This is a genomic window from Herbaspirillum sp. 1130, assembly GCF_017833835.1.
GTDB classification, from domain to species: domain Bacteria; phylum Pseudomonadota; class Gammaproteobacteria; order Burkholderiales; family Burkholderiaceae_D; genus Herbaspirillum; species Herbaspirillum huttiense.
The window spans coordinates 73277-87405 of sequence record NZ_JAFICQ010000003.1 but is presented as its reverse complement, the minus strand read 5'-3'; the positions used below and the strand labels follow the sequence as shown (position 1 = coordinate 87405).

At 62.6% G+C, this 14129-nt stretch carries 11 protein-coding genes; 2 read left to right on the top strand and 9 right to left on the bottom strand.

The genetic code is table 11. From position 1 onward, the window contains the following. Positions 1 to 24: 24 nt before the first annotated feature. The 8 genes from JOD78_RS14075 to pstS form a co-directional block, all read right to left on the bottom strand. Positions 25 to 1665 carry a methyl-accepting chemotaxis protein gene (locus JOD78_RS14075; protein ID WP_209568697.1) on the bottom strand — a complete coding sequence of 547 codons (1641 nt, stop codon included), beginning with the start codon at positions 1663 to 1665 and terminating at the stop codon, positions 25 to 27. Positions 1666 to 2095: 430 nt separating this feature from the next. Continuing rightward, on the bottom strand, positions 2096 to 3406 hold the full coding sequence (gene phoR / locus JOD78_RS14070) for a phosphate regulon sensor histidine kinase PhoR (RefSeq protein ID WP_121037945.1): 1311 nt from the start codon (positions 3404 to 3406) through the stop codon (positions 2096 to 2098). Positions 3407 to 3527: 121 nt separating this feature from the next. Next, positions 3528 to 4205 (bottom strand): response regulator, encoded by a 678-nt coding sequence (locus tag JOD78_RS14065; RefSeq protein WP_034332673.1) that lies wholly within the window; start codon positions 4203 to 4205, stop codon positions 3528 to 3530. 93 nt (positions 4206 to 4298) lie between these two features. Beyond that, on the bottom strand, positions 4299 to 5006 hold the full coding sequence (gene phoU / locus JOD78_RS14060; protein WP_121037942.1) for a phosphate signaling complex protein PhoU: 708 nt from the start codon (positions 5004 to 5006) through the stop codon (positions 4299 to 4301). A gap of 180 nt (positions 5007 to 5186) precedes the next feature. Beyond that, positions 5187 to 5987: a phosphate ABC transporter ATP-binding protein PstB gene (gene pstB / locus JOD78_RS14055; RefSeq protein ID WP_034332671.1), complete on the bottom strand. Its 801-nt coding sequence runs from the start codon at positions 5985 to 5987 to the stop codon at positions 5187 to 5189. A gap of 35 nt (positions 5988 to 6022) precedes the next feature. Continuing rightward, on the bottom strand, positions 6023 to 6919 hold the full coding sequence (pstA, locus tag JOD78_RS14050; RefSeq protein ID WP_134134617.1) for a phosphate ABC transporter permease PstA: 897 nt from the start codon (positions 6917 to 6919) through the stop codon (positions 6023 to 6025). Next, a complete protein-coding gene (gene pstC, locus JOD78_RS14045) occupies positions 6919 to 7929 on the bottom strand; it encodes a phosphate ABC transporter permease subunit PstC (protein ID WP_121037939.1) in 1011 nt (336 codons plus the stop codon). Before pstC ends, pstA begins: the two co-directional genes overlap by 1 nt. Before the next feature lie 171 nt (positions 7930 to 8100). Next, positions 8101 to 9150: a phosphate ABC transporter substrate-binding protein PstS gene (gene pstS / locus JOD78_RS14040; RefSeq protein ID WP_134134616.1), complete on the bottom strand. Its 1050-nt coding sequence runs from the start codon at positions 9148 to 9150 to the stop codon at positions 8101 to 8103. A 417-nt stretch (positions 9151 to 9567) separates the two neighbouring features. On the opposite strand from pstS, the gene ppk1 reads away from it, so the two are divergent. Together ppk1 and sixA are read left to right on the top strand one after the other, a co-directional pair. Continuing rightward, positions 9568 to 11688, top strand: coding sequence for a polyphosphate kinase 1 (gene ppk1, locus JOD78_RS14035; protein WP_034332662.1), 2121 nt, complete (start codon positions 9568 to 9570; stop codon positions 11686 to 11688). 41 nt (positions 11689 to 11729) lie between these two features. Beyond that, positions 11730 to 12209 carry a phosphohistidine phosphatase SixA gene (gene sixA / locus JOD78_RS14030; protein WP_039788936.1) on the top strand — a complete coding sequence of 160 codons (480 nt, stop codon included), beginning with the start codon at positions 11730 to 11732 and terminating at the stop codon, positions 12207 to 12209. A gap of 164 nt (positions 12210 to 12373) precedes the next feature. Here sixA and JOD78_RS14025 read toward each other — a convergent pair whose 3' ends face one another. Then, a complete protein-coding gene (locus JOD78_RS14025) occupies positions 12374 to 14128 on the bottom strand; it encodes a methyl-accepting chemotaxis protein (RefSeq protein WP_121037933.1) in 1755 nt (584 codons plus the stop codon). Position 14129: the final 1 nt, after the last annotated feature.

The window sequence follows — 14129 nt, the reverse complement described above, 5'->3', positions numbered from 1 at the left end:
CGGCTTCGGCGCTTCGTCGCCTTGTCAGCGCAAGGCCGGTCGCGGCGGCGTGATGTCTACCGGTGGGCGGCTCACCACTTCCTCACTGCCGTAGCCCACCTGGTCCTGCGCCAGTACCTTGAACTGGCTCACCACTTCGGACAGGCGCGCGGCCTGTTCCTGCATCGCTTCGGCAGCGGCGGCAGCTTCTTCGACCAGGGCGGCGTTCTGCTGGGTGGTCTGGTCCATGTCGGTGATGGCCAGATTGACCTGGCTGATGCCGTCGCTCTGCTCGCTGCTGGCCGCCGTGATCTCGGAGACGATGTCGGCGACCTGGCGCACGCTGGCCACCACTTCGTCCATGGTCGTGCCGGCACGCTCCACCAGCTCGCTGCCGGAGCCGACCTTGGCCACCGAGTCATCGATCAGGGTCTTGATTTCCTTGGCGGCCGAGGCCGAGCGCTGGGCCAGCGAACGCACTTCCGAAGCCACCACCGCGAAGCCCCTGCCCTGCTCGCCTGCACGGGCCGCTTCCACGGCGGCATTCAGGGCCAGGATGTTGGTCTGGAACGCGATGCCGTCGATGACGCTGATGATGTCGACGATCTTGCGCGAGGATTCATTGATGGAACCCATGGTCGAGATCACCTGCGACACCACTTCCCCGCCCTGCTGTGCCACCGAGGAAGCGGAGGCCGCCAGCTGGTTGGCCTGGCGGGCGTTGTCGGCATTCTGGGCCACGGTGGAGGTCAGTTCTTCCATGGCCGAGGCAGTTTCTTCCAGGGCACCGGCCTGGCGTTCGGTCCGCGCCGAGAGGTCGAGGTTGCCGGTGGCGATCTCGCGCGAGGCGGTGCCGATGGCATCGGTGCCGCTGCGCACCTGGCCGACGATGCGCGCCAGGTTGCCGGTCATGGCCTGCAGGGCATGCATCAGCTTGCCGGTTTCATCCTTGCGGGCGGCCAGATGGTCATCGACACGGGTGGTGAGATCGCCAGCGGCCACGGCTTCGGCCACATTGACCGCCTTTTCCAGCGGCCGCGTGATGCCCAGCGCCAGGCTGCGCGCGAACAGCCAGCCCAGCACCACTTGCAGGATGGCCAGGCCGATCATGAGGTTGCGGCTTTCGTGATAGACCTGCTGGATGTCCTTGGCCACCTGGTCGATGTTGGCGCGTTGCAGGTTGAGCAACTGCTGCAGATTCTCCAGATAGCCCTTGGCCGCCGCATCGAAGGGGCCGGCCAGGATCTTGGCGGCTTCCTCGGCGTTGCCATCGGCCTTGGCCTTGGAGATGGCGTCACGGTGCTTGATGTAATCCTTGCGTACCTCGCCCAGCTTGGCGAAGACAGCTTTCTCTTCAGGCGATTCGATCAGGGCTTCGATGGCTTTCTGCTGTTCGGTGGACATGCGGCTGGCCTCGGCGGCGTCGGCCGCGAAGAAGCTGGCCAGGCTGGGATCGGCACTCTTGGCAATGGCCGTGGTGCGGCGCACGCTGGTGTGGATGGTGCGATACCAGTCGGAGACCAGGCGCTCCTTGGTCAGCGGCTCGTGCATCATTTCGTCGGTGGCGGCGGCGATGCCTTGCAAACGCCAGATCGACAGCGCGACGACCACGCTGGCTGCGGCCAGGATGACGGCAAAACCCAGGCCCAGGCGGCGGCCGATCTTCATGTTGGCGAAATAGCTCATCGTTTTCTCTCATGCGCAGTAGGTGGAGGGGTAGACCGGTACATCTACGGACCGGTCTCAGGCGCTTCGGCTTCATGGTGCGACGAATACCGCCGCGGCGCGATCAGGGATTTCCTGACAACAAGCTGTCATCGCGGCAACGGGATGACGGCTTGCTGGCTAGCACACGGCGGGATGCGCCCGGTGCCGGCCAGGAATGCGAAGCCTGCCCGTGGCGCGCACATGCATGCGACAGCGCCGCCGGCAATGGCCGGGGCTTGCGAGGCGCCATTGTTGCCGTGAAGACAGAAGGCAGGCATTCGTAATTTCACTTACTGACGACATGTCAGCGTTGAGCTATGGCGCAATAGTACGCGCCTGCGGCCGATTCAAACATGAAAAAAGGATGCCGAAGCATCCTTTCCATTTGGTTTGACCGGAGGTGGGCAGTTTATTGCTGCGCCGCGTAATCCGCGATGGTCTGGGTCGCCGGGAAGTGCACCGTGAAGGTACTGCCGTGATCCGGCACCGAGGCAATATCCAGCGTGGCATGGTGGCGCAGCAGCACGTGACGCACGATGGCCAGGCCCAGGCCGGTGCCCTGGGTCTCGCGGGAGCGGCTCTTGTCGACGCGATAGAAGCGTTCGGTCAGGCGCGAGATATGTTCGGGGCTGATGCCGATGCCGGTATCCTGCACCGCGAAATGCGCGCCCTGCTCGTCACTCTGCCAGCGCAGGGTGATGGTGCCGCCTTCCGGGGTATAGCGCACGGCATTGGTGACCAGGTTGGTAAAGGCGCTGCGCAGTTCATCGGCATTGCCCTTGAGGTCGGGGCCGTCGACCACCAGGCGGATGTCATGCTTGCCCGCCGACAGCGCACGGCCTTCCTCGGCGATGCGCTCCAGCAGCGGACGGACGCGCAGCACTTCGGAGCGCAGCGGGTAGTCGATCGATTCCAGGCGCGTCAGCGTGAGCATGTCGTCGATCAGGTTCTGCATGCGCTGGCCCTGCTCGGTCATGAGCTTCAGGTGGGCCATGCGGGTGGACTCTTCGAGGTTCGGCTGGGCCAGCGCGATTTCCAGGAAACCGTTGATGACGGTCAGCGGCGTGCGCAGTTCGTGCGAGGCATTGGCCACGAAGTCACGGCGCATCATGTCGATGCGCTGCGATTCGGTGACGTCGTGGGTAACCAGGATCTGGCGGCGGTTCTCGAAGGGGATGATCTGGATGATCAGCTTGCGCTCATGCAGGGCCAGCGTGAGCGGCTGCTCGTAGCGGCCCAGGATGATGTAGTCGATGAAGGCCGGATTGCGGATCAGGTTGGTGACGCGCATGCCCTTGTCGCGGTCCAGCTTGAGGCCCAGGTGCGACTGCGCGGCCGGGTTGCACCATTCGAGGAAGAGCACGTCGTCCATGATCACCACGCCATCCGGCAGCAGGCTCATGGCCTGGCGGAAGCGCGCCAGCCACTCGGCCAGTTCGGCCTGGTTGCGTTCATCGTCGCGGCGCATGCGGTACAGCCGTGCATAGACATCGGTCCAGGCCCCCCAGCCATCGGGCAGGCGCGACTGGCCGGAATCATCCAGCCAGGTCGACAGGCGCAGCAGGTAGTGCAGGTGCGTGATCATCATCGCGCCCACGCCCAGCACCGCCGTGACCAGCCCGATGATGGGGCCGAAGAAGAAACCGACGACTCCTGCTCCGGCCAGGCACAACACCAGGCGCAATACAGCAGGAATCCAGAACAGAAGTTGTGGACTCATTGATTTGACAGATAAATCTGGGAAGCGCCCGCGCGCCAAACTTTTTAATTTTGCTGATTATGAACGACGCGGGCTGTTTGGTCTTTGATCTTTATTTACTCGATCTTTGTTTGCTCGATCTTTATTTGGTCGAGAGCATGTAGCCGACGCTGCGCACCGTCTTGATGAGGTACTCGGCATCGCGCAAAGCCTTGCGCAGGCGCAGCACGTGGACATCCACGGTGCGTTCCTCGATCACCACGTGGTCGCCCCAGACGCGGTCGAGCAGCTGGCTGCGCGAGAACACGCGATCAGGATGCGCCAGGAAAAACTTCAGCAGCTTGTATTCGGCGTGGCCGATATCGATGCGTGCGCCCGACAGGCTCACCGAGCAGCTGGCAGGATCGAGCGTGACCGGACCGGCCGACATCACTTCCTGGGCGTGCTCCGGGCTCTTGCGGCGCAGGAGGGCCTTGATGCGCGCGGTCAGTTCGCGCGGCGAGAAGGGCTTGGTGATGTAGTCGTCGGCACCGTTGTCGAGGCCGGCGATCTTGTCTTCTTCCATGCTCTTGGCGGTGAGCATGATGACCGACAGTTGCTGCAGCTGGCGGTCGGCACGGATGCGCGACAGCAGGTGCAAGCCGCTGCGGTCGGGCAGCATCCAGTCCAGCAGCACCAGTTGCGGGGCGCGGTGCTGGACGAAGTCCCAGGCCGCGGCCGCGTTGGAGACGACGAAGCTGGACCAGCCTGCCTCCTTGAGGGTGAAGGCAATCAGTTCGGCAATGGAGGGTTCGTCTTCGACGATGAGGATAGTAGTCATGATAGTCAGGCTTGTTAGCAGTATCGCGGGTCTCCCCTCCGCAATCCGGCAGTGGCAGCGCTTCCCCCGCTGCCAGCACCGGTGCCGTCGTGCTTAGTCTTCTTCCTGGAGCGTCTTGGCCGAACCGAAGTCGGTGTGGCGGATATCCTTGCCACCGACCACGTAGACCACGTATTCGGCGATGTTCTTGGCATGGTCGCCGATGCGTTCGATGGCCTTGGCCACCCACAGGGTATCGATGGAACCGGAGATGGTGCGCGGGTCTTCCATCATGAAGGTGATGAGGCTGCGGGTGATGGAACGGAAGCCGTGGTCGATGCGTTCGTCCTGCTTGATCAGTTCCAGCGCCTGCTGGTCATCCAGGCGGGCGAAGGCGTCGAGGGCGCTGCGCAGCTGGTCCATGGCCTGTTCGGCGATCAGGCTCACGGTTTCATAGTGCGAGACCAGGCCGATGCCACGCTTGTGCAGGTGGATGGCGGTGCGGGCGATCTTGGTCGCCTCGTCGCCCACGCGTTCCAGATCGGTGATGATCTTGATGGTGGCCATGACGGTACGCAGGTCATTGGCGGTTGGCTGGCGGCGCACGATCAGGTGGCTGCAGGCGTCGTCGAGTTCGACTTCGAGGCGATTGACGGCTTCGTCGTCCTTCATCACGCGATGGGCGACGTCGAGGTTGCCGTTGCGGAAGGCCGCAATCGCGTCCTGGAACTGGTGTTCCACCATGCCGCCCATGGCGAGCACCTTGGAGCGGATCTGCTCCAGATCCTGGTCATACTGTTTGGAGGAATGATCGCCGGTCATGTGACGTCCCTAAAAAGAATTTCTATAAATAATATATACGGTGCAATGACTACTCTGTGGAATCGTCGTATCGGCGTAGCGAGCGCTTCGAGTTCGCGTCGAGAAGCGCAGCCGTACTGGGGTACGGCGAGCATCGCAGACGCGAAATCGGAGCGCGCAGTAGCCGAGACGACGGTTCGATCAGCCAAAGCGGCCGGTGATGTAGTCTTGGGTTTCCTTGCGCACCGGATTCATGAAGATCTGGTCGGTCTCGCCAAACTCCACCAGCTCGCCCAGGTACATGTAAGCGGTGTAATCCGAGCAGCGCGCCGCCTGCTGCATGTTGTGGGTCACGATGGCGATGGTGTAGTCGTTCTTGAGCTCACCGATCAGTTCTTCCACCTTGGCCGTCGAAATCGGATCCAGCGCCGACGTCGGTTCATCCAGCAGCAGCACTTCCGGCTTCACGGCTACGCCGCGTGCGATACACAGACGCTGTTGCTGACCACCGGAGAGCGACAGGCCGCTCTTGTGCAGCTTGTCCTTCACTTCACCCCACAGTGCCGCCTTGTTGAGCGCCCATTCGACGCGCTCATCCATCTCGCCCTTGGGCAGGTTTTCATACAGGCGGATACCGAAGGCGATGTTGTCATACACCGACATCGGGAACGGAGTCGGCTTCTGGAACACCATGCCGACCTTGGCGCGCAGCATGTTCAGATCCTGGCCCGGTTCGAGAATGTTGTTGCCGGCATAGATGATCTTGCCCTCGGCGCGCTGGCCGGGATACAGGTCATACATGCGGTTGAAGGTACGCAGCAGCGTCGACTTGCCGCAGCCCGAGGGGCCGATGAAGGCGGTGACCTTGCCTTCATAGATGTTCAGGTTGATGTTCTTCAAACCCTGGAATCCGCCGTAGTAGAAGTTCAGTTGCGAAACTTCCAGCGTGGTCTTCTGGGCCGCAGCGGCGTTGAGAGGTGCGGTCGAAGCGTGGCTTGCCATTTGATGAGCAGTAGTCATGTCGGTCACTTGGAGAATTAGCCGGGGATTTGTTGTTTGAACAGGGTGCGCGAGAGCACGTTGAGCAGCAGCACGCTGAAGGTGATCAGCAAGGCGCCGCCCCATGCCAGCGAGACCCAGTTGTCATACGGGCTCATGGCGAACTGGTTGATCACCACCGGCAGGTTGGCGATCGGACGGTTCATGTTGGTGCTGAAGAACTGGTTGTTCAGCGCGGTGAACAGCAGCGGAGCAGTCTCACCCGAAATACGCGCCACCGCCAGCAGCACACCGGTCACCACGCCCGCCTTGACGGCGCGCAGGCGCACGATGATGGCTACCTTCCAGCGCGGGGCACCCAGCGCGAAGGCCGCTTCACGCAGGCCGCTCGGCACCAGCTTCAACATGTTGTCGGTGGTACGCACCACCACCGGAATGGCGATCAGCGAAATGGCGAAGGTACCGGCCCAGCCCGAGAAGTGGTTCACGTTGGCCACGTAGATCGCATAGATGAACAGGCCAATCACGATCGACGGTGCCGACAGCATGATGTCGGTAACGAAGCGGGTGACCTGGGCCAGCTTGCTTTCCTCGCCGTATTCGGCGAGATAGACGCCGGCCAGGATGCCGATCGGGGTGCTGATGATGGTGCTGATACCGACCATCAGCAGCGAGCCGACGATGGGGTTCAACAGGCCGCCGCCGGCATCGCCCGGACCGGGGGTGTTTTCGGTCAGCAGGCCCAGGTTCAGGGCGGCCACGCCCTTGAAGACCAGGGTCAGCAGGATCCAGGCCAGCACGAACAGGCCCAGGCCCATGGCCAGGAAGGAGAACAGCATGCCCATGCGATGCTGCATCAGGCGACGGCGGTAGACGGGGTTCATGGCTTGCGCCTGGTCGGTGTTTTTCACACCGGCTTGTACGGTCTGGCTCATTATTTGGCTCCTTCCTTGCGGGTCATGCCCATCAGCATGATCTTGGCGGCGGACAGAACGATGAAGGTGATGACGAACAGGATCAGGCCCAGGGCAAACAGCGAGGACACGTGCAGCTTGCTGGAGGCTTCGGCGATTTCATTGGCCAGGGTTGAGGCAATCGAGTTGCCGGCCGAGAACAGCGACCAGGACAGGCGATGCGAGTTGCCGATCACGAAGGTGACCGCCATGGTCTCGCCCAACGCACGGCCCAGGCCCAGCATCACGCCACCGACCACACCGGTCTTGGTGTAGGGCAGCACCACCTTGCGCACCACTTCCCAGCGGGTGCAGCCGAGACCGTAGGCCGATTCCTTCAGCACTGCGGGCACAACTTCAAACACGTCGCGCATCACCGAGGAGATGAAGGGGATGATCATCACCGACAGGATCAGGCCGGCGGTCAGGATGCCGATGCCCATGGTCGGGCCGGAGAACAGCACGCCGATGCCGGGGATCTGGCCCAGGGTGGCCTTCAGGAAGGGCTGGCCGTATTCGGAGAAGAGCGGTGCGAACACGAACAGGCCCCACATGCCGTAGATGATGGAGGGCACGCCCGCCAGCAGTTCCACACAGGTGCCCAGCGGACGGCGCAGCTTGGCCGGGCAGATTTCGGTCAGGAACAGGGCGATGCCGAAGCTGACCGGGAAAGCGATCAGCAAGGCGATGATCGAGGTCGACAGCGTGCCGACGATGGCGATCATGGCGCCGAATTCGTTATTGGTCGGATCCCATTCGACGCGCGTGATGAAGCCCGGGCCGAAGGCCTGGAACGCCGGTGCGGCACCGATGATGAGGGAAACGATGATCCCGCCCAGCATCAGCAGCACGGACAGGGCGAAGATCAGGGTGATCTTGTGGAAAAAGAAATCCTGCAGACGCTGGCGGCGCATGACGGCCATCAACTTCTCGCGCGCAGCTTGCGCACTTTCAGTCTCTGTCGGGGATTTTTTGACTTCGGTATTCGACATTGCCGTGGTGGAATAATTAGCGCTCATTTGAATTCACCATTAAAACGGGCCATCGCCGCGAATGCTCTGTGCTCCAGAGTTGCTCGTTCTCGCTGCGATGACCCGAATGCTCCGTAGGGGAGAGGCTGCTATGACCGGATGTTCATGGCATCCGGCCGGACTGGGCTTGGCTTACCAGAGTGCCTTGCCGCTGCTGTCCTTGACGTTGCTCTTCCAGGAATCTTCCACCAGCTTGGTGACCGAATCCGGCAGGGGCACGTAGTCCAGTTCAGCAGCAACCTTGCCGCCGTTCTTGTAGGCCCAGTCGAAGAACTTCAGGACTTCCTTGCCCTTGGCGCCATCGCCAGCCTGTTCCTTGTGCAGCAGGATGAAGGTGGCGCTGGAGATCGGCCACGATTCCTTGCCGGCTGCGTCGGTGAAGTCCACTGCGAAGCCAGGGGTCTTGGCCCAGTCGCCAGCGGCGGTGGCAGCCTTGAAGGTGGAATCGTCCGGGGAGACGAAGTTGCCATCCTTGTTCTTCAGCTGGGTGTAGTTCAGCTTGTTCTTCTTGACGTAGGCGTACTCGACGTAGCCGATTGCGCCCTTGACCTTCTGCACGTTGGCGGCAACGCCTTCGTTACCCTTGCCACCCACGCCGGTGGGCCACTTCACGGCAGTACCGGCACCGATCTTGCTCTTGAAGTCGGCGTTGGCCTTGGACAGGTAGGAGGTGAAGACGTAGGAAGTGCCCGATGCGTCCGAACGGTAGACGACGGTGATGTCTTCATTCGGCAGCTTCACGCCCGGGTTCAGGGCGGTGATCTCCGGTGCGTTCCACTTGGTGATCTTGCCGGCATAGATGTCGCCCAGCACCTGGCCCGACAGCTTGATCTGGCCGGGGGTCACGCCGTCCAGGTTGACCACGGGAACCACGCCACCGACGACGGCGGGGAACTGGGTCAGGCCGGCTTCAGCCAGTTCGCTTTGCGGCAGCGGAGCATCCGAAGCGCCGAAATCGACGGTCTTGGCCTTGATCTGCTTGATACCACCGCCCGAACCGATGGACTGGTAGTTCAGGCTGTTGCCGGTGGCGGCCTTGTACAGCTCAGCCCATTTGGCGTAGACCGGGTACGGGAAGGAGGCGCCAGCGCCGGTGATTTCTGCTGCATGCGCGGCACCGCTGAAAGCGAAAGCGCCAGCCACTGCGATTGCAACAGACTTGATCAGATGGTTAAAACCCATTTCTGCTACTCCTATGATTTTGAAGAGAGGACGGTCACCGAGAAACATCACGTCGGGAGGGATGACTTTCGAGACAGGGCGAACTTTAACCAGCTAATGTGACGAGTTTATGACCCGAACTTGTCATTCAGTCCAGATCGCACGGGCCTCCGCGCCGCGCTGCAACACTCCCTGCCCGGCACCCGGCAACCGCCCGAAAACCCGCATGCCGCGCGCGGTGCGGCTCTCCTGACAGTTTGATGTCATGGCCCGTGGCGGGTGATGTCAAGGGTTGCCTGCAGACAAATATGATTTTGTCATCATATAGAGATCGATTTATACTGAAGCAAATGTGACAAAGTGGCCAAGGCGTTGTCATAAACTCGTCATACCTCCTAAATACACTGCCCGCTCTAAGTGGATGGACAGGGACCATTGATGACCAGAAAAGCAAAGCCGGAGAGCAGTACCCAACCTGAACTTCCCGCCAGTACGATTTACCTCAACCGTGAACTGTCGCAACTGGCCTTCAACCGCCGCGTGCTGGCCCAGGCCGAAGACGACAGCGTGCCGCTGCTGGAGCGCCTGCGCTATTTGTGCATTTGCAGCAGCAATCTCGATGAATTTTTCGAAGTGCGCATCGCCAGCCTGCTGGCCAACCGCATCGAGGGCGAGAACATCGACCCGCCCGAACTGCGCGCCGCGCTCGAACGCACCAGCGCCGAGTGCCACCGCATCGTCACGCGCCAATATGAACTCCTGAACGAAGAGATCCTGCCGCAGCTGGCCGCCAACGGCATCCACCTGCTGCGCCATGACGACCGCAACGAAGCCCAGCGCGCCTGGGTGAAGCAATATTTCGAGCAGCACGTGCGGCCGCTGCTGACGCCCATCGGGCTGGATCCGGCCCACCCCTTCCCGCAGGTGCACAACAAGAGCCTCAATTTCATCATCGAGCTCTCCGGCAAGGATGCCTTCGGACGAGGCACGGCCATCGTCATCGTCAAGGCACCGCGCGTACTGCCGCGCGTGATCAAGCTGCCGGACCACCTGTCGGCCAAGGGGCAGTCCTCGTTCTGCCTGCTCTCTTCGGTGATCCATGCGCATATCGCGGACCTGTTCCCGGGGCGCGACATCACCGCCTATTCGCAATTCCGCGTCACCCGCAACAGCGACCTGTGGGTCGATGAAGAAGAGGTCAAGAACCTGCGCCAGGCGCTGGAGACCGAATTGCAGAGCCGCCAGTTCGGCGTGGCGGTGCGCCTGGAAGTGGCGGCCAACTGCCCGGAACACCTGGCGCAGTTCCTGCTGAACCAGTTCAACATCGAGCGCAATCGTCTGTACGCCGTGCAGGGTCCGGTGAACATGGTGCGCCTGGGCGAGATCGTCAACCTGGTGAACCAGCCGGAGTTGCGCTTCCCGCCCTTCTCGCCCACGCTGCCGCCGCAGCTGGCCAACGAAAACATCTTCGCCGCGCTGGACAAGAAGGACGTGCTGCTGCACCACCCCTTCCAGTCCTTCCAGCCGGTGGTCGATTTCATCCGCACCGCCGCCCACGATCCGCGCGTGCTGGCCATCAAGCAGACCATCTACCGCACCGGCATGAACTCGGACCTGATGGAGGCACTGATCTACGCCGCCCAGCATGGCAAGGAAGTGACGGTGATCGTGGAGCTGATGGCGCGCTTCGATGAAGAAGCCAACATCAACTGGGCCGTCAAGCTGGAGCAGGCCGGCGCGCAAGTGGTCTACGGCGTGGTCGGCCTGAAGACGCACGCCAAGCTGGCCCTGGTGATCCGTCGTGACGACGACCAGAACCTGCGCTTCTATGCGCACCTGGGTACCGGCAACTATCACCCCAATACCACCAAGTTCTACACCGACTTTGGCCTGCTGACCTCCAACCAGGAGCTGACCGCCGAAGTCAACGAAGTCTTCATCCACCTCACCAGCCTGACCAAACCACGCAATCTCACGCACCTGTGGCTGGCCCCGTTCTCGCTGCAGAAGGAAATCATCCGTGCCATCCGCAACGAAGGGCAGATCGCCCGCGAAGGCCGGCCGGCGCGCATCATCGCCAAGATGAATGCGCTGCTGGATGAATCGGTGATCCGCGCGCTTTATGCGGCCTCGGCCGACGGCGTCAAGATCGACCTGATCGTGCGCGGTGCGTGCGCGCTGCGGCCCGGCGTGCCGGGGCTGTCGGAGAACATCAAGGTGCGCTCCATCATCGGCCGCTACCTGGAACACTCGCGCATCTATTACTTCCGCAACGACCTCAAGCACGACGTCTACCTGGCCAGCGCCGACTGGATGAACCGCAACCTGTTCCGCCGCATCGAGGTCGGCTTCCCGGTGCTGGACAAGGCACTCAAGAAGCGCGTGATGAACGAGGGCCTGAATCCCTACCTGAAGGACAACACCAACGCCTGGCACCTCGACGTCAATGGTGTCTATACCCTCAAGAAAGCGCGCAGCAAGCAGCAGTCCTTCAACGCCCAGCAGCATCTGATGACCACGCTGGGCATCCCGGCCACGCCGCCGGAAGAGCCTGTGTAATGCCGCGCATGGCGGCCTGCTGATTTCCTCAAGGAGCTGAGATGGACCTGATTCTGTGGCGTCATGCCGAGGCTGAACTGGGCGAACCCGACGAGGGCCGCGCCCTGACCCCGAAGGGGCACAAGCAGGCGGCCAAGATGGCAGAATGGCTGGACCGCAACCTGCCCGAGAGCTGCCGCATCCTGGTCAGCCCGGCCACACGCACGCTGCAAACAGTGGAAGCCTTGAAGCGCAAGTACAAGGTGGTGGCCGACCTGGCCCCCAACATGAGCGCCGACGACCTGCTGCGCGCGGCCAACTGGCCCGACAGCCGCGAGCCGGTGCTGATCGTGGGCCACCAGCCGACGCTGGGCCAGGTGGCGGCACGCCTGATCTCGGGGCAGCCGCAGGAATGGTCGCTGCGCAAAGGCAACGTGTGGTGGATCGCCCAGCGCGACCGGGGCGACGTGACCACCAATTACCTCAAGGCCGTGGTCGCCCCGGAATTGCTGAACAGCCCGGGCAAGCATCCGCCGCGCTGATCCCCGTACGGGAGGGGTGGATCGCCCCCTTTTGCGTGAAAAGTGAATGAAAAAATCGCCGCACCCTGCGCAAGCGGGCTGCGGCGATTCTTCATGGAGCGGGGTGAAGTTTCTGGCAAAAACGCCAGATCGTCCGGAGCGGAGGAGATCAGAAGATCAGGAAATCAGAAGGTCTCCCAGTCGCCATCATCCCCCGCCGGCAGACGCGAGGCGGGCTTGGCACTGGCGGCGGCTGCCGGCAAGGCCGGGCGCTTCAGTGCCGGGACCGCCTTGGGTACGGCCGGCTTGGTCGCTGCAACAGGCTTGGCCGGCGTGGCGGCAGCCTTGGGGGCAGGCTGCTGCACGTTGACCTGCGGCCGTAAGCTCACCACATCGCCCTGGCCTACGCGGAAGATCGCCACTTCCTGCATCAATGCCTGCGCCTGCTGCTCCAGCGACTTGGCCGCAGCACTGGCCTGTTCCACCAGGGCGGCATTCTGCTGGGTCGCTTCATCCATCTGCGTGACCGCGCGCGAGACCTGGTCGATACCGGCGCTCTGTTCATTGGAGGCGGCCGAGATCTCGCTCATGATGTCGGTGACGCGCTGCACTGCCTGGATCACGTCGCTCATGGTCTCGCCGGCCTGGCCGACCAGTTCGGAACCGGCCTGCACGCGTTCCACCGAGTGCATGATCAGTTCCTTGATTTCCTTGGCGGCACTGGAAGAACGCTGCGCCAGCGCCCGCACTTCGGTGGCCACCACCGCAAAGCCGCGGCCCTGCTCACCGGCACGGGCCGCTTCCACGGCGGCGTTCAAGGCCAGGATGTTGGTCTGGAAGGCGATGCCGTCGATGATGCTGACGATGTCGGTGATGCGCGCCGAACTCTCGCGGATCTCTTCCATGGTCTGCACCACGCGGCCCACCACGGCATTGCCGTCGGCAGCGATGGTAGAGGCGTTGACCGCCAGGGTCGTCGCCTGGCGGGCATTGTCGGCGTTGTGCTTCACGGTACCGGTCAGTTCTTCCATGCTGGAGGCGGTTTCTTCCAGCGAGGCGGCCTGCTGCTCGGTGCGTGCGGACAGGTCCAGGTTGCCGGACGCGATCTCGCGCGTGGCCGTGGCAATGGCATCGCTGCCGCCGCGCACGGCACGCACGGTACGCGAGAGGCTCTCCTGCATGCGGGAAAGACCTTGCAGCAGCTGGCCCATTTCATTCTTCGAATGCACGTGGACCGGCTGCGTCAGGTCGCCATTGGCGATGGCATCGAAGTGGCGCAGCGCACGCTGCATCGGCTCACCGATGGCGCGGCGCAGCGACCACCAGCTGAAGAAGGCCAGCAGCAGGCCACCGATGACGGCGGCAATCGAGAACATGCGTGAGGCTTGGTAGCGCGCGTTGGTGGCAGCCAGGCTTTCTGCGGCCTGCTCGGTCTCGTACTTGTTGAGAGCCTGGCCATCGAGCTGCATGGCGCTGTAGGCCTGGCCCACCTTGCGTGCCTGATCGGCGATGGCCTGGCGATCCTGGGACTTGATGGCGGCCGTGAACTTGTCCAGCGCGACCTGGGTATTGGCAATGCCTTCGGAGACCTTCTTCACCAGCGCCCTGCCCTCGTCCGTCTGCGGCAGAGCCGTATATTTGTCCCACCATTGCAGGGCTTCCTTGCGGGCATTGGCTTCCATGACGAACATGCGCTCGGTCCAGGCCGCATCCAGGCTCATGGCGGCCTGGTCCAGCGAGGTCCGCTGGCGGCCGATCCAGATCAGGGTGTTGTCGGCGGCCACCGTCTTGGGAATGCGTTCTTCGGAAAGCTGGCGGTTGATGCTCACGGCGGCCGACATGCCCAGCAGGCCCGACAGGCCGAGCGCAAGCAGCAGGAGGGACAGGACAAGGACGGCAATGGCGAGTTGCGCCTTGATCGAGAGGTTCTTGATGGACATG